At 75.9% G+C, this 15,795-nt stretch carries 11 protein-coding genes; 8 read left to right on the top strand and 3 right to left on the bottom strand.

Annotation, left to right across the window (positions count from 1 at the left end):
• Positions 1-17: 17 nt before the first annotated feature.
• Positions 18-941, top strand: coding sequence for an SDR family NAD(P)-dependent oxidoreductase (locus ACYVO2_RS23935; protein ID WP_461010012.1), 924 nt, complete (start codon positions 18-20; stop codon positions 939-941).
• A gap of 93 nt (positions 942-1,034) precedes the next feature.
• On the opposite strand, the gene ACYVO2_RS23930 is transcribed toward ACYVO2_RS23935, so the two are convergent.
• A complete protein-coding gene (locus ACYVO2_RS23930) occupies positions 1,035-2,648 on the bottom strand; it encodes an ABC transporter permease (RefSeq protein ID WP_461010011.1) in 1,614 nt (537 codons plus the stop codon).
• Entirely contained in the window at positions 2,645-3,565 is a 921-nt protein-coding gene (locus ACYVO2_RS23925; protein ID WP_461010010.1) for an ABC transporter ATP-binding protein, read from the bottom strand. Before ACYVO2_RS23925 ends, ACYVO2_RS23930 begins: the two co-directional genes overlap by 4 nt.
• 87 nt (positions 3,566-3,652) lie before the next feature.
• Here ACYVO2_RS23925 and ACYVO2_RS23920 point away from each other — a divergent pair, with 87 nt between their 5' ends.
• On the top strand, positions 3,653-4,198 hold the full coding sequence (locus ACYVO2_RS23920) for a GbsR/MarR family transcriptional regulator (protein ID WP_461010009.1): 546 nt from the start codon (positions 3,653-3,655) through the stop codon (positions 4,196-4,198).
• Between the two features lie 83 nt (positions 4,199-4,281).
• On the opposite strand, the gene ACYVO2_RS23915 is transcribed toward ACYVO2_RS23920, so the two are convergent.
• On the bottom strand, positions 4,282-5,175 hold the full coding sequence (locus ACYVO2_RS23915; protein ID WP_461010008.1) for an alpha/beta hydrolase: 894 nt from the start codon (positions 5,173-5,175) through the stop codon (positions 4,282-4,284).
• 455 nt (positions 5,176-5,630) lie between these two features.
• Between ACYVO2_RS23915 and ACYVO2_RS23910 the strand changes: the two genes are divergently transcribed.
• The 6 genes from ACYVO2_RS23910 to ACYVO2_RS23885 all read left to right on the top strand — a co-directional run bounded on the left by ACYVO2_RS23910 (position 5,631) and on the right by ACYVO2_RS23885 (position 15,792).
• A complete protein-coding gene (locus tag ACYVO2_RS23910; protein ID WP_461010007.1) occupies positions 5,631-6,455 on the top strand; it encodes a CoA transferase subunit A in 825 nt (274 codons plus the stop codon).
• Positions 6,452-7,246 (top strand): CoA-transferase subunit beta, encoded by a 795-nt coding sequence (locus ACYVO2_RS23905; RefSeq protein ID WP_461010006.1) that lies wholly within the window; start codon positions 6,452-6,454, stop codon positions 7,244-7,246. Before ACYVO2_RS23910 ends, ACYVO2_RS23905 begins: the two co-directional genes overlap by 4 nt.
• Positions 7,243-8,442, top strand: a complete 1,200-nt coding sequence (locus ACYVO2_RS23900; protein WP_461010005.1) for a thiolase family protein — start codon at positions 7,243-7,245, stop codon at positions 8,440-8,442. Before ACYVO2_RS23905 ends, ACYVO2_RS23900 begins: the two co-directional genes overlap by 4 nt.
• Positions 8,443-8,592: 150 nt before the next feature.
• On the top strand, positions 8,593-10,335 hold the full coding sequence (locus ACYVO2_RS23895) for a GNAT family N-acetyltransferase (protein ID WP_461010004.1): 1,743 nt from the start codon (positions 8,593-8,595) through the stop codon (positions 10,333-10,335).
• Between the two features lie 68 nt (positions 10,336-10,403).
• Positions 10,404-12,446 carry an MDR family MFS transporter gene (locus tag ACYVO2_RS23890; RefSeq protein ID WP_461010003.1) on the top strand — a complete coding sequence of 681 codons (2,043 nt, stop codon included), beginning with the start codon at positions 10,404-10,406 and terminating at the stop codon, positions 12,444-12,446.
• 283 nt (positions 12,447-12,729) lie between these two features.
• On the top strand, positions 12,730-15,792 hold the full coding sequence (locus tag ACYVO2_RS23885; protein WP_461010017.1) for an FAD-binding and (Fe-S)-binding domain-containing protein: 3,063 nt from the start codon (positions 12,730-12,732) through the stop codon (positions 15,790-15,792).
• Positions 15,793-15,795 lie beyond the last annotated feature (3 nt).

Raw genomic sequence — 15,795 nt, 5'->3', positions numbered from 1 at the left:
ACGAAGAGGAGCGACACGTGCAGGATCTCGCTGGAAGGACCGCCTTCGTCACCGGCGGCGCCCAGGGCATCGGCCTGGGCATCGCCCGCAACCTCGCCCGGGAGGGCATGCGGCTGGCCCTCGCGGACATCGACGAGGCGGCGCTGGAGGCGGCGAGGTCCGAGCTGGCCCCGGTGACCCGGGTGGAGACGTTCACCCTGGACGTCGGCGACCGGGCCGCCTGGGCCCGCGCCGCCGACGCGGCCGAGGAACGGCTCGGCCCGGTGGCGCTGCTGTGCAACAACGCCGGAGTGGGCGGCGGCTACCCGGTGTCGGCCATGAGCTACGAGCTGTGGGACCTGATCCTCGGCACCAACCTCGGCGGCGTCGTCAACGGCATCCAGACGTTCCTGCCCCGCATGATCCGGCGGGGCGGGCCCGGACACGTCGTCAACACCGCCTCAGCCGCGGGGCTCGCCCCCACCGGCGGGCAGACCGGCTACATGTACGAGGGGTCCAAGGCCGGGGTGATCGGCCTGTCCGAGGCCCTGGCCAAGCAACTGCACCACGAGGGCCTGCCCGTCGGGGTGTCGGTGCTGTGCCCCGGGCCGGTGGCGTCCAACATGGTGGCTACCGGGCGCGCCGCGGGCAGCAGGGTCCCGGTGGCGGGGCTGAGCGAGGAGCAGGCCGCGGCGCGGGAGGCCCTGCTGGCCGAGCAGGAGAACTACCTGCGGCACCTGGGGCTGCCGCCGGACGAGGTCGGGGCGATGCTCGTCGCCGGAGTGAAGGCGGGCAAGCTGCACATCATCACCGACCGCAGCATGGCCGAGCCGCTCGCCGCCCGCGCCAAGGCGCTGTTCACCGCGCTGCCGCCGGAGACCGAGCACGACCGGCGGATCAGCCGGGCCATCGCCGCGCAGATGCGGCAGTTCGTCAAGGCGGGCGGCACCGTCGCCCGCTGACCCGCCGCCCGCACACGGCGAGGGCCCCGGTCCCGGACGGTGACACACCGCCGGGACCGGGGCCCTCCCGCGACCACAGGTGATCGCGGGCCGTCAGGCGACGTCGCGCCGCCTGAAGCCGCCCAGCCCGGCCGCGGTGAGCGCCGCCGCCAGCAGGGTCAGCCACAGCAGCGGCACGGTGTCGAAGTCCGCCGCGGGCAGGTCCGGCACATGGGTGAACGGCGACAGGTTCAGCACCGCCTGGTCCAACTGGAGCAGCTCACCGAACTGGCCGATCACCAGCACCACCGCCAGCACCGCCCAACTCACCGCCGCATACCTCGGCAGCAACCCGAACAGCAGCGCGGACAGGCCGACCAGCGTCCACACCGCGGGCACCTGCGCCAGCATCGCCCCGAGCAGCCGAGGCAGCTCACCGCCCAGGTCACCGCTGTTGAGGCCGTGCGCGAGCCCGGCGGCGAGACCCGCGACGGTGAGCATCACCACCGTGCCCAGCGCGGCCACCACCAGATGGCTCGCCGCCCAGCGCACCCGCCGGACCGGGGTGGTGAGGATCGGGTCCGCCCGGTGGGTGGACTCCTCACCGGACAGGCGCAGCGCGGACTGCACCGCGTAGGCGCCCGCGACGATGCCGATCAGGGACGCGATGGTCGCCAGGAAGACGTCCACGATGTCGCCGCTGCCGCCGAGGTCCCGCAGCAGCTCGTCGATGTCCGGGTTGTCCTCGGCGATGTTCACCATGCTGTCGGCGACCGCCCCGAAGGCCGCGCCGACCACCGCGAAGCCCGCCGCCCAGCCCAGCACCGAGCCGCGCTGGAGCCGCCACGCCAGAGCCAGCGGGCCGTTCAGCGAAGGCGCCGCCGTCGCCGGGCCCAGCTTCGGCGGCAGCACCCCGGCGCCGATGTCCCGCCGGTCCGCGAGCACCCCCACCGCCGCCACCAGCACGCCCACCGCCACGGCGAACAGGCCAAGCACCCACCAGCGCTCGTCGGCGTAGGGGCGTGCCATCTCCGCCCAGCCCACGGGGGACAGCCAGGTCAGCCAGGACAGGACCCCGTTGTCCGACCCGCTGGCCGCGTCACCCGTCGCCCGCAGCAGATACGCCAGGCCCAGCACCGCGCAGGCCAGGCCGTTGGCGGCCCGCCCGTGGTCGGTGAGCTGGGCGGTTACGCCCGCGGTGACGGCGAAGAACACGCCGATGCCCGCGCACCCCGCCGCGTACGCGAACGACCCGCCCGCGGGCAGGCCGATGCCGATGAGCCCGAGCGCCGTCAGCAGCGCGATCACCAGGTTGATGCCCGTCACCAGCAGCAGCGCGCTGGCCAGCCACGCCTTGCGGCCGACGACGGCGGACCCGGCCAGCTCCGCCCGGCCGCTCTCCTCCTCGGCGCGGGTGTGCCGCACCACGAGCAGCACGCTCATCAGACCGATCAGCGTCCCCATGAACGCGACGAGCTGATAGGCGTTGATGCCGCCCTCGGTGGACAGGTCGAAGGCCCGCCCGCCCAGCGCCAGCATGGCCGGGTTGGCCTCCACGCTCTCGGCGAACTCCGCCCGCTCCTCCGCGGTGGCGTACAGGTCGTTGTTGCTGGAGGCCGACGCGACGGTGAACAGGGTGATGCCGCAGATCCACGCGGTCGCCCGCACCCGGTCCAGCCGCACGGCCAGCCGCAGCAGCGCGGCCGTGCCGGCGTAGTCCCCGCTCAACGCGCCGCCTCCACGTCACGGGCGGGCTCGTCGGCCGCGGTGCTGTAGTGGCGCATGAACAGGTCCTCCAGCGTCGGCGGCTGGCTGACCAGGCTGCGCAGGCCGAACGTCGTCAGGTGCCGCACGGCGTTGTTCAGCTCACCGGAGTCGACGTCGAACTTCACCCGGTTGCCGTCCACGTGCACCTGGTGCACCCCCGGGAGCCGCGACAGGTCGTCCGCCGGCCCGTCCAGCTCGGCCTGGATGGACGTCCGCGTCAGGTGCCGCAGCTCCGTCAGGGTGCCCGACTCGACGGTCCGGCCGCCGCGGATGATGCTCACCCGGTCGCAGAGCTTCTCCACCTCGGACAGGATGTGGCTGGACAGCAGGATCGTCCGGCCCCTGCGCCGCTCCTCCGCGACACAGTCCTGGAAGATCGACTCCATGAGGGGGTCGAGCCCCGACGTCGGCTCGTCCAGGATCAGCAGCTCCACGTCGGAGGCGAGGGCGGCCACCAGGGCGACCTTCTGCCGGTTGCCCTTGGAGTAGGCGCGGCCCTTCTTGGTGGGGTCGAGCTCGAACCGCGCGATCAGCTCGTCCCTGCGCTGCGCGCTGGCCCCGCCCCGCAGCCGGCCCAGCAGGTCGATGACCTCGCCGCCCGACAGGTTCGGCCACAGCGTGACGTCCCCCGGGACGTAGGCCAGCCGCCGGTGCAGCTCCACCGCGTCCTGCCACGGATCGCCGCCGAGCAGCGACACCCTCCCGGAGTCGGCGCGCAGCAGCCCGAGCAGGATTCTGATCGTCGTGGTCTTGCCGGCGCCGTTGGGCCCGAGGAAGCCGTGGACCTCACCGGCCCGGACCGTCAGATCCAGGCCGTCAAGCGCCCGCGTGGGGCCGAACGCCTTGACCAGTGAGGATATGGAGATGGGCGTCGTCATGGCCGCAGCATAGTGGAGCTTTCAGAAATCTGCGAGAATTCGAAGAGATCGAAGCGTCGGTTAGGGTGTGGGGCAGGAGGTGGCACCGTGTCCACAAGCAGTCAGGCGAACAGCCGAGCGAACAGAGCAGGGCAGCGGCCCGCCGGCCCTGAGGCGGAGCCGCCGGCCAAGGGCGAGAGCCGGGCCGTGGAGTACCTCGGCGGCAGGTTCGCCGAGGTCGGCCTGCCCAGGATGTCGGCCCGGGTGTTCGCCGCCCTCATCGCCTCCCCCGACGGCGCGCTCACCGCCGCCGAGATCGGCGAGCGGCTGTCCATCAGCTCCGGCACGGTCTCCACCGCCGTGCAGACCCTGGTGCGCATCGGCCTGATCACCCGGGAGACCGTGCCCGGGTCGCGCCGCGACCTGTACTGCCTCAGGGACGACCCCTGGCCCGCGGTCCTCGGCATCCGCAGCCGCTGGATGCGCGACTTCGCCGAGGGCGCCCTGCGCGACATCGAGCAGATCGGGGACCTCGGCCCCGGGGCCAGGCAGCGGCTCACCGACATCCAGGACTTCGCGCTGTTCGTCATGCCCAAGCTCGACGACATCGTGGTCGAGTGGCGCAAGCACCGGGCCGAGCGCGCCGCACGGTGACCCGCCGGCCGCGCACCCCTGCGCGGCCGGCCCCCCGCGGGCGCGCAGGGCGGGAGCGGCGAACCGCACGCCGGCGGCGCGGCTCACGCCAGCAGCGCCTTCGCGAAGAAGTCCGCCTGCTCCTCCAGCAGCCTCTCCCGCATATCCGGCCGGTAGAAGTCGAAGTGGGCGACCGGGTACCGCCTCAGCTCCGCCCGCGGCCCCTCGGCCAGTTGCCGCTGCGACCGGCTCGTGGTCTCCCGGTCGAACTCGCCCACGCACACCAGCGCGGGCGCGGTGATCCGGCGCGCCACCCGGCCCGGCCGGTACCGCATCATCTCCAGCAGGGACCGCGGGGCGACCCGGTTCTCCCACTGCTCGCTGTCCATCGCCTCGATCGTCCGCCGCGCCTCGGAACCGGCCATCACCGCCGGCTCGCCCTCCGACCCGACGGCCTTCACATACAGCGGGGGACGGCCGAGCCGGCCCCGCACCGCGTCCCTGACCATCGCCGCGAGCAGCTTCGCGGTGGACGCCGCCGGGCGGCCCTCCACCCGCTTCGGGAACCCGTTGAACGGCACCTGCGCCACCACCGCGGCGATCCGCGGGTCCTCCGCGGCGAGCGTGATCGCGTGGCCGCCGCCCAGGGAGCTGCCCCACACGCCGACCCGGTCCGGGTCGATCCCCGGAAGGCCGCGGACGTGGGCGACGGCGGCGCGGAAGTCCGCGAGCTGGGCCTTGACGCTGACGACCTGGCGGGGCTCGCCGCCGCTCTCGCCGAAGCCCCGGTAGTCGAAGGTCAGCGCCGCCATGCCGCGGGCGGCGAAGTGCTCGGCGCTGCCGCGCAGCCGGTCCTGGGTGCCGGTGAAGCCGTGCCCCAGCACCACGCACGGCACCGGCGCGGGGGCCTCCCGGGGGAGGAACAGATACCCGACACAGGGCGCCCGGCCCGGCCCGGAGTCGATCACTGACCGCGTGACGGTGACGCCAGGGGGCATGCTCTCCCTCTTTCGCTGGGGTGTTGGCCGCCTGAGGGACGCCTTTCCCGCGGCAGCCCGCCCATTCATACCCGGGTCAAGCGACCGTCAAGAACGAACAAAGCCCGCCACCCCCGAAATCCGCTCGGAGGGGGTCCGGGGCGCTGGGATGTTCGAGCGGGGGCGCGCCTGCCGGCCGCTCGTGCGGGTGGGCCCGCGCCCGGGGCGCGGGCGGTCGCCGTCCGGCGCGGTGGGCCGGTTTCGGGTGTGGGGCGTTGACAGGGGCGTCGGGCCGGACGAGACTGGCTCCCGCATGTTGTGAACTTAAGTTCACTGGGCGAACGGGGCCCGAAGTCGTGCGACCGGAAGTCGTGCGACCGGAAACCGCGTGACCGAGGCCCGCGCCGCCGAGAACCGCGCGACCGGGAGCCTCGCCACCGGCGAGCGCGAGAGGGAACCGGGAACGGAAGTGGCCGATGGCTGAGATCTGTACGCTCCGCGACGCCGTCGCCGAGCTGGTCCACGACGGGGACACCGTCGCGATGGAGGGGTTCACGCACCTGATCCCCTTCGCGGCGGGGCACGAGGTGATCCGGCAGCGGATCACGGATCTCACCCTGGTCCGGATGACCCCGGACGTGATCTACGACCAGCTCATCGGGGCGGGGGCAGCCGGGAAGCTGGTGTTCTCCTGGGGCGGCAACCCGGGCGTCGGGTCCCTGCACCGGTTCAGGGACGCCGTGGAGAACGGGTGGCCCCGGCCCCTGGAGCTGGACGAGCACAGCCACGCCGGGATGGCGAACAGGTATGTGGCCGGTGCCTCCGGGCTGCCGTTCGCCGTGCTGCGCGGGTACCGGGGCAGCGACATCCCCGGGCGCACGGACACCGTCGCCACGGTGACCTGCCCGTTCACCGGCGAGGAGCTGGCCGCGGTGGCGGCGGTCAACCCGGACGTCACGGTGATCCACGCCCAGCGCGCCGACCGCCGCGGGAATGTGCAGTTGTGGGGGCTGCTCGGGGTGCAGAAGGAGGCCGCGCTGGCCGCGCGGCGGGTGCTGGTGACCGTGGAGGAGCTCGTGGACGACCTGGGGCCGGTGCCCGGCGCGATCGTGCTGCCGGGCTGGGTGGTCACCGCGGTCGCCGTGGTGCCGGGCGGGGCCGCCCCCTCGTACGCGAGCGGGTACTCGGTGCGGGACAACGCCTTCTACCGGCAGTGGGACGCGATCTCCCGGGATCGGGAGACGTTCACCGCCTGGCTGGAGGAGCACGTGCGCGAGGCGGCGGGAGCGACCCCGAGATGACGCGGATAACAGGCCCGCTGGCGGCGGAGGAGGTCACCCCCGACGAGGTCATGGAGGTGAACGCCGCCCGCGCGCTGGCGGGCGCGCGGACCTGCTTCGTCGGGATCGGCCTGCCGAGCACCGCCGCCAACCTGGCCCGCCGCACCGTCAACCCCGGCCTGGTGCTGGTCTACGAGTCCGGCGCCATCGGCTCCAAGCCGACCCGGCTGCCGTTGTCCATCGGCGACGGCGAGCTCGCCGACACCGCCGACGCCGTGGTCTCCGTCCCGGAGATGTTCAACTACTGGCTCCAGGGCGGCCGGATCGACGTGGGCTTCCTCGGCGCCGCCCAGGTGGACCGGTTCGCCAACATCAACACCACCGTCATCGACCGCGGCCCGGACCGGCCCGAGGGACGCCTGCCCGGCGCGGGCGGTGCCCCGGAGATCGCCGCGAACTGCGGGAAGGTGCTGATGGTGCTGCGCCACTCCCGGCGCGGCTTCGTGGAGCGGATCGACTTCGTCACCACGCCGGGCCACGGCTCCGGGCCGCGGGACCGGTCCGGACTGGGGCTGCCCGGCGCCGGACCCGTCGCCGTCATCACCGACCTCGGCGTGCTGCGGCCCGACCCGGCCACCGCCGAGCTGGTCCTCACCGACGTGCACCCCGGTGTCACCGTGGAGCGGGTGCGGGCCGCCACCGGCTGGGAGCTGAGGTGCGCCGCCACCGTGGGCACCACCCCGCCGCCCACCCAGGAAGAGCTCGCGCACCTGCGCGCGCTGAAGGCCGCCACGACGGAAGGAACCCGATGAGTGACCAGGACCGGCTCCGCGACGTGTACATCGTCGACGCCGTCCGCACCCCGATCGGCAGGTACGGCGGCGCGCTCGCCGGGGTCCGTCCGGACGACCTGGCCGCGCACGTGGTCGGGGCGCTGGTCGGGCGCAGCCCCGCCCTCGACCCGGAGCGGATCGACGACGTGGTGTTCGGCAACGCCAACGGGGCGGGCGAGGACAACCGGGACGTCGCCCGGATGGCGGTGCTGCTCGCGGGCCTGCCCGTCACCGTGCCCGGCACCACCGTCAACCGGCTGTGCGGCTCTGGCCTGGAGGCGGTGATCCAGGCGGCCCGCGCGATCGCGGTCGGCGACGCGTCGGTGGTGCTGGCCGGGGGAGTGGAGTCGATGAGCCGCGCCCCGTGGGTGCTGCCCAAGCCGGAGAAGGGCTTCCCCGCGGGCCACCAGCAGTTGTACTCCTCCACCCTGGGCTGGCGGATGACCAACCCGCGGATGCCCGCCGAGTGGACCGTCCCACTGGGGGAGGGCGCCGAGCTGATCGCCGACAAGCACGGCATCGGCCGGGCGGAGCAGGACGCGTTCGCGCTGGACAGCCACCGCAAGGCGGCGCGGGCCTGGGCCGAGGGCGCCTACGCGGACGAGGTCGTGCCGTACCCGGGCGTGGAGTCGGCGCGGGACGAGTCGATCCGCGACGACACCTCGCCGGAGAAGCTCGCCAAGCTCAAGCCGTCCTTCCGCGCCGAGGGCGGCACCGTCACCGCGGGCAACTCCTCGCCGCTCAACGACGGCGCCGCCGCGCTGCTGCTGTGCGACGAGGCGGGGCTGCGCGCCGTCGGACGCGAGCCGCTGGCCCGGGTCAGGGCGAGCGCGGTCACCGGCGTCGAGCCGCAGCTCTTCGGCCTGGGCCCGGTGGAGGCCGTCCGGCGGGCGCTGGCCAGGGCCGGCGCCGGCTTCGGCGACCTGGCCACCTTCGAGCTCAACGAGGCGTTCGCCGCCCAAGCGCTCGGCTGCCTGGCCCACTGGCCCGACCTGGACCCCGCCGTGGTCAACCCCCGCGGCGGCGCCATCGCCCTCGGCCACCCGCTGGGCGCGTCCGGCGCCCGCCTCGCCGGGGCCGTCGCCCACCAGTTGGCCGCCGCCGGTTCCGGCACCGGGCTCGCGGCGCTGTGCATCGGCGTCGGCCAGGGCCTGGCCCTCGTCCTCGAACGGTGACCCGGGCACCCGCCGCCCGCCACGCCCCGGCCCCGCCAGGACCCCGGACCCCGCAGCCCGCGGCGCCCCCGGGGGCGCGGGAGCCGGCCGAGAACCGCACGGGGCCGCACCCCGGCTGACGCCGCGACGGCGGCCGGTTCGCCCGAACGGGTGAGGGCGGGCGGGGGCGGCCCCGCGAGCCGCCCCGCCGGCCGGAGGACGGGCGGCGGCCGGACGCGGCGGCGCGCTGGCCGATCCGGGCGCCGCCCGCGGGGCTCGCCGCGCGCGGCGAAGTCGCGGGATCTCTGCTGTACTGCTGGGGAAGAGCCCTGGCCGGTGCGCACCGGCGGGCGGCGGGCCGCCGCCGCGACGGCGGTGCCGGGCCCGGCGCGCGACGCCGGGTGCCGGGGCACGGGCGGCGGGACACGGGCGGCCGGGACACGCCGCGCCGGTGGCCGCCGCGTAGCCCCGCGCGCCGGAGCCGCCCCGGGCGGGAACACCGCACGCCCGCACGGCCGCCCCGGCCCGGCGACTCCACGCCCCGACGAGGTGCCGGCCCGACCTGGCGGCGACCCGGCGGTGGCGCACACCGCACCGGCCGACGAGCGAGGGAGCAGCAGCCATGGCCCGTCCGACCCGGGAACCCGCCCCGCCGGGCGGCGCCGCACGGACCCCGGCGCCGCCCGCCCCGGCCCGGCACGGCCCCGCCCCCGGGGGCGCGGGTTGACCGGCGGACCGCGCCCGGCGCGCGCCGAGGATGTGGAGCGGATCGTGGACCTGCTCACCCGGCACGGCCCGCCGCGCTCCCACGTCGAACCCCGCTACCTGCCCGAGTGCGGGTACCGGCCCGAGCACTCCTGGATCACCACGGCCGACGACGGCTCCCTCGTCGCCCACCTGCGGCTGCACCCCCGTGTGCTGCGGGTGGGCGGCGGACGGCTGCCGGTGGCCGGGATCGGCGACGCCGTCACCGCCGCCGGGCACCGCGGGCACGGCCACACCGGCAGGCTGCTCGCCGCCGCGCTCGCCGCCTGCGCGGCCGCGCGGCGGCACGCGTTCGCCCTGGTGTGGCCCGAGCGGCCGGACCCGTACACCGCGCACGGCTTCGACACCCTCCAGTTGGAGACCACCACCGCGCGCCTGCCGCCGCACCGCGCCCGGGGCAAGTCCGTCACCGCGTTCCACGCCGAGCGCGACCTGCCGCGGGTGGAGCGCTTCGCCCGCCGCTACGGCGCCGCCCTGTCCGGCACCACCGTCCGCGACACCGCCCTGTGGCGGGCCCAGCTCTGCGGCCCCGGCGAGGACACCGCGGGCTTCCTGCTCGCCCACGACCGCTCCGGCGCCCTCACCGGCTACGTCCGCGCCCGCCGCACCCCGGACGGGCCGCACACCGACGTGCGGGAGCTCGCCGTGCTGCGCGGCGACCGGGACACCGCCCGCGCCCTGCTCACCGCCGTCGCGCCCGGCGGCGCGGTGCGCGGCCCGTTCCCGCCGTCCCAGCGGCTGCTGCTCGAACCCGACGGAAACCCGCTGACCACCACCGTCCCGGGACCGATGCTGCGCGTGCTCAGCCCCCAGGCCCTCACCGGGGCGCTCGCGAGCGTGCTCAGCGCCCGGATGGCCGACACCGGCATGCCCGCCCTGGACATCGCCGTCGGCCCGCCCACCCCGGCCCCTCTCCTCCCGCCCACCCCGGCCCATCCCCTCCCGCCCACCCCGGCCCTGCTGTTCCTGCGGGCCGCGCCGAGCGGTGTGCGGCTGCTGCCCGAGCCCGCCGTCACCGACCCGCTGCACTGCTCCCCGGCCGGGCTCGCCCGCCTGATGCTCGGCGGCGCGCCGGACTCGGCCCCCGAGCCGCTGCGCGCCCTGCTGCCCGCCCGCGACTGGGTCCTGTGGGACGCCGACCGGTTCTGACCGGCGGCCCCCGGCCCGGCGCCACCGCCACGCCGACCAGTGCCCGCTCCCGAGGAGCGTGAACCGCAATGACCATGACCACCGGGACGGCACCGGCCCGCAACGCCCCGCCGGAGTTCGACCGGCGCCGCGCCAACATCGTGTTCGTGGCCATCGCCGCGGGCATGCTGATGGCCGCGATCGACACGACGATCGTGTCCACGGCGCTGCCGAGCATCGTCGGCGACCTCGGCGGCGGCGGGCACATGTCCTGGGTCGTCACCGCCTACCTGCTGGCGGAGGCCGTCGGCACCATCCTCGTCGGCCGGCTCGGCGACCTGCTCGGGCGCAAACCGGTGTTCCAGGTCAACGGCCTGGTGTTCGTCGCCGGATCCGTCGTCGCCGGGCTCGCCCAGAGCATGCCCGTGCTCATCGGCGCCCGCGTCGTCCAGGGCCTGAGCGGCGGCGGCCTCATGGTCACCGCCATGGCGCTGATCGCCGACATCATCCCGCTGCGGGAGCGCGGCAGGTACCAGGGCGCCATCGGCGCGGTCTTCGGCACCGCCACGGTCGGCGGGCCCCTGCTCGGCGGTGTGCTCACCGACAACCTGTCGTGGCGGTGGTGCTTCTACGTCAACGTCCCCATGGCCGTGGTCATGCTCGCCATGACCGAGCGGTGGCTGCCGCGGATCCGCACCGGCCGCAAACCGGTGATCGACTACCCGGGGATCGCCCTGATCGCGGCGGGCACGGCCGCGCTGATCCTCGCCGCGAGCTGGGGCGGCACCATCCACCCGTGGAACTCCCCGGTGATCATCGGCCTGTTCGCGGCCGCCGCGGTGATCCTCGCCGTGTTCGCCGCCGTCGAGCTGCGGGCCAGGGAACCCACCCTGCCCATGCACCTGTTCGCCAACCCGGTGTTCGCCGTGTGCGCCGTGCTCAGCTTCGTCGTCGGCTTCGCCATGCTGGGCGCCCTGACCTACCTGCCGACGTTCCTCCAGTTCGTGGACGGCGACACGGCGACCATGTCCGGGGTCAGGATCCTGCCGATGGAGGCCGGGATCCTCGCCACGTCCTTCGTCAGCGGGGTCCTGGTCAGCCGCACCGGGCGGTACAAGGTGTTCCCCGTGCTCGGCACGGCCGTCATGGCGGCCGGGCTGTTCCTGATGTCCACCATGGACGTCGGCACCACGCCCCTCACCGAGGCGCTGTACATCCTGGTGCTCGGGCTCGGCATCGGCTGCGCCGGGCAGGTGCTCACCATCACCGTGCAGAACACCGTGCCCTACCACGACCTGGGCGTGGCCACCTCGGGCGTGGCGTTCTTCCGCACCCTCGGCAACTGCTTCGGCGCCGCCGTCTTCGGCACCCTGTACGCCTCCCGGCTGGAGCCCAACCTGGACGACGCCCTCGCCCGCACCCCCGGCGTCACCGCCGAGCAGGCGCAGGACCCCGAGGCGCTGCACACCCTGCCGGCCGCCGCCGCCCGCCCGGTCATCGAGGCGTACGCCGACACCATCGCGTCGGTGTTCCAGTGGGTGACGCCGGTGGCGCTGCTCGGCCTCGTGGTCGCCCTGATGCTGAAGCAGGTGGCGCTGCGCGACCCGTTCCAGTCCGCCGCCTCCGACATCGGCGAGGGCTTCTCCGCGCCCACCACCGCCGACTCGGAACGGCAGCTCGAGCAGGCCGTGGCCGCCCTGCTGTTCCGGGAGCGCCGCCGGGCCGCCCCCGAGGTGCTGGCCGCCTCAGGCAGCGCGCTCGGCCTCGGCGAGGCGTGGGTGATCCGCGAGGTCCACTGGCGCTCCACCGTCGGCGGCCACGCCTCCCTGCGGGCCGTCGCCGACCACCACGACCTGCCGCCCGACGTGCTGCGGCCCGCGTTCGCCGCGATGGAGCGGGAGGGGTTCCTCGGCCTGGACGGGGACCGGGTGACCCTCACCACCCGCGGCCGGTGGGAGGCCGACCGGATCAGCGCCGCCTGGAAGGACTGGCTCTCCCGCCGCCTGGGCCGCGACTACCCGCAGGCCGAGGACCGCCGCGTCCTGGACCGCGCCCTGAACTCCATCGCCACCCAGCTCTACGACCACGAGCAGGGGGAGCCCCGCCGGCCGGCGGGAGTCGGCCGGGGGTGAGCGGGCCCGGCGCGGAGACGGGGGCGGGGGAGCGGGGGCCGGGAAGGCGCCGGGGCGGCGGGACGGGCGCCCGCTTCCGCGGGCCGTCCGGCACCGGCCCGCGGGACGTACGCCCCCCGCGCGCCGCCCGCCGCGCCGCGAGCCGCCCCCGCCCGCCGCCCCGTCACGTTTCCGCCCGCCCGCTCCGGGTTACCCGGCACCGCGCCCCGGTCCGGAGGCCGGGGTGCGGGGGCACGGGGGCCGATCAGGAGGGAGCGAGCGGTTGGCCGCGATCGATCTGCCCATGCCCGTGGTGCGGCGGGAACGGGCGCCGGAGGTGGACACGCGAGGGCTGGAGCGGGAGCTGCGGCGGCGGGTGGACGGGGAGGTGCGGTTCGACCGCGGCAGCCGCGCCGTCTACAGCACCGACGCCTCCAACTACCGCCAGGTGCCCCTCTGCGTGGTGCTGCCCCGCACCGTGGACGCCGCCGTGGCCGCCGTCGCGGTGTGCCGCGAGTACGCGGCGCCGGTGCTGTCCCGGGGCGGCGGCACCAGCCTGGCCGGGCAGTGCTGCAACACCGGGGTGGTCATCGACTGGAGCAAGTACTGCCACCGCCTGGTGTCCGTGGACCCCGGGCGGCGCCGCTGCGTGGCCGAGCCGGGGCTGGTGCTCGACGAGCTGAACCGCGCGCTCGCCGGGCACCGCCTCCAGTTCGGGCCGCGCCCCTCCACCCACGCCAACTGCACCGTCGGCGGCATGGTCGGCAACAACGCCTGCGGCGCCACCGCCCAGGCGTACGGCAAGGTCGCGGACAACGTCAGCCGCCTGGAGGTGCTCACCTACGACGGCACCCGGATGTGGGTGGGCAGGACCGACCCGCGGGAGTGGGCGCGGCGGTGCGCCGAGCCGGGCCGCGCCGGGGAGATCCACCGCGGTCTCGCCGCGCTGCGGGACGCGTACGGCGACCTGGTGCGGCGGCGCTTCCCGCGGATCCCGCGCCGGGTGTCCGGCTACAACCTGGACGCGCTGCTGCCCGACGCGGGGCCCGACCTCGCCGCCCTGCTCGTCGGCTCCGAGTCCACCCTGGTGACGGTGTTGCGGGCGGAGCTCGAGCTGGTGCCCGTGCCCGAGCACCTGTCGCTGGTCGTCCTCGGCTTCCCCGACGTGGCCACCGCGGGCGACCACGTCCCCGCGGTCGTCCGGCACCGGCCGCACGCCCTGGAGGGCATCGACGACCGCCTGGTCGGCTTCGAGAGCGGAAGCCGCCTCAACCCGGAGGGACTCGCCCTGCTGCCCGAGGGCAGGGCCTGGCTGATGGTGCAGTTCGCCGGGCAGGACCGCGACGAGGCGCGCGACCGGGCGCGGGCCCTGCTGGACGACCCGCCGGGCGGCGCCACCGCGGCCCGGTACGACGACCCGGAGCGGGAGCGGGAGCTGTGGACCGTCCGCGAGTCCGGGCTCGCCGCCACCGCGCACGTCCCCGGCATGCCCGACACCTGGGAGGGGTGGGAGGACTCCGCGGTGGCGCCCGAGCGCCTCGGCGACTACCTGCGCGACCTGAAGGCCCTGCTGGCCGAGTCCGGGTACGGCGAGCCCTCGCTGTACGGGCACTTCGGGCAGGGCTGCGTGCACACCAGGATCCCGTTCGACCTCGCCTCGCCGCGGGGCGTCGCCCGCACCCGGGAGTTCCTGGAGCGGGCCGCCGACCTGGTCGCCCGGTACGGCGGCTCCCTCTCGGGGGAGCACGGCGACGGGCAGGCCCGCGGCGAGCTGCTGACGCGGATGTTCGGGCCCGAGCTTGTCGAGGCGTTCGGGCGGCTGAAGGCCCTGTTCGACCCGGACGACCGGATGAACCCCGGCAAGGTCGTCGCGCCCTACCGGCTGGACGAGAACCTGCGCCTTCGCGCCGGGCACGACCCGTGGGAGCCGCCGACCGCGTTCGCCTACCCGCGTGACGACGGCCGGTTCAGCAGGGCCGCCGGGCGGTGCGTCGGCGTCGGCAAGTGCCGCTCCCTCCAGGGCGGGGTGATGTGCCCCAGCTACCGGGCCACGCTGGAGGAGGAGCACTCCACCCGCGGCCGGGCCAGACTGCTGTTCGAGATGGTCCGCGGCGACTCGCCGGTGCGGGACGGCTGGCGCTCCACCGAGGTCCGCGACGCCCTGGACCTGTGCCTGGCCTGCAAGGGCTGCGCGAAGGACTGCCCGGTCGGCGTGGACATGGCCACCTACAAGGCGGAGTTCCTGCACCACCACTACGCCGGGCGGCCCCGCCCCGCCGCCCACTGGTCGATGGGCTGGCTGCCGCTGTGGGCCCGCGGCGCCACCCGGGCGGCCGGCCCGGTCAACGCCGTCACCCACGCCGGGCTGCCCGGCCGTGCCGTGCGCCGGCTCGCCGGGGTGGACCCCGCCCGGGAGATCCCGGTGTTCGCCGGGGAGCCGTTCACCCGCTGGTGGGCCTCGCGCGGCGGCACCCGGGGCGGTGGCCGGCGCGGCGAGGTGCTGCTGTGGCCCGACACCTGGACCAACGCCTTCCAGCCCGCGGTCGGCCGCGCCGCCGTCGAGGTGCTGGAGGCGGCGGGCTTCCACGTCAGGGTGCCGCGCCGACCGGTGTGCTGCGGCCTGACCTGGATCTCCACCGGGCAGCTCGGCGTCGCCCGGCGGGTGCTGCGCCGCACCCTGCGCGTGCTGGACGACGACCTGCGCGTGCTGGACGACGACCTGCGGCGCGGTGTGCCGGTGGCCGTGCTCGAACCGAGCTGCGCCGCCGTCTTCCGCGGCGACCTGCCGAACCTGCTGCCCGGCGACGCCGGCGCCCGGCGGCTCACCGCCCGCACCCACACCCTGGCCGAGCTGCTCACCGCGCGCGCCCCCGACTGGGCGCCCCCGCCGGTGGACGCCACCGCGCTGGTCCAGCGCCACTGCCACCAGCACGCGGTGCTCGGCTTCGACGCCGACCGGGCGCTGCTGGACCGCGCGGGGCTGCGGGCGCGGGTGCTGGACGCGGGCTGCTGCGGCCTCGCGGGCGACTTCGGGTTCGTCCGCGGCCACCGCGAGGTGTCCGCGGCCTGCGCCGAGCACGCCCTGCTGCCCGCCGTGCGCGCCGCGGGCGACGGCGCGCTGGTGGTCGCCGACGGCTTCAGTTGCCGCACCCAGGTGGAGCAGCTCGGCCCGGGCGCGGTGCCGGTCCACCTCGCCGAGGTGCTGGCGGCCGGGCTGCGCGGCCGGGTGCCGCGGGCCGAGCGGCCCCCGCGGCCGTCCCGGGCCGCCACCGCCACTGCCACTGCCGCCGCCGCGGCACCGGTGGGCGCCGCGGCCGCCGCCGCGGTCGCGCTGGCCGGTGGGCGCCGCGCCGCGGGCGGCCGGTGACGC

It is taken from the genome of Streptomyces capparidis, assembly GCF_054782095.1.
The sequence above is the reverse complement of the archived record's forward strand: the minus strand, read 5'-3'. Positions and strand labels throughout refer to the sequence as shown.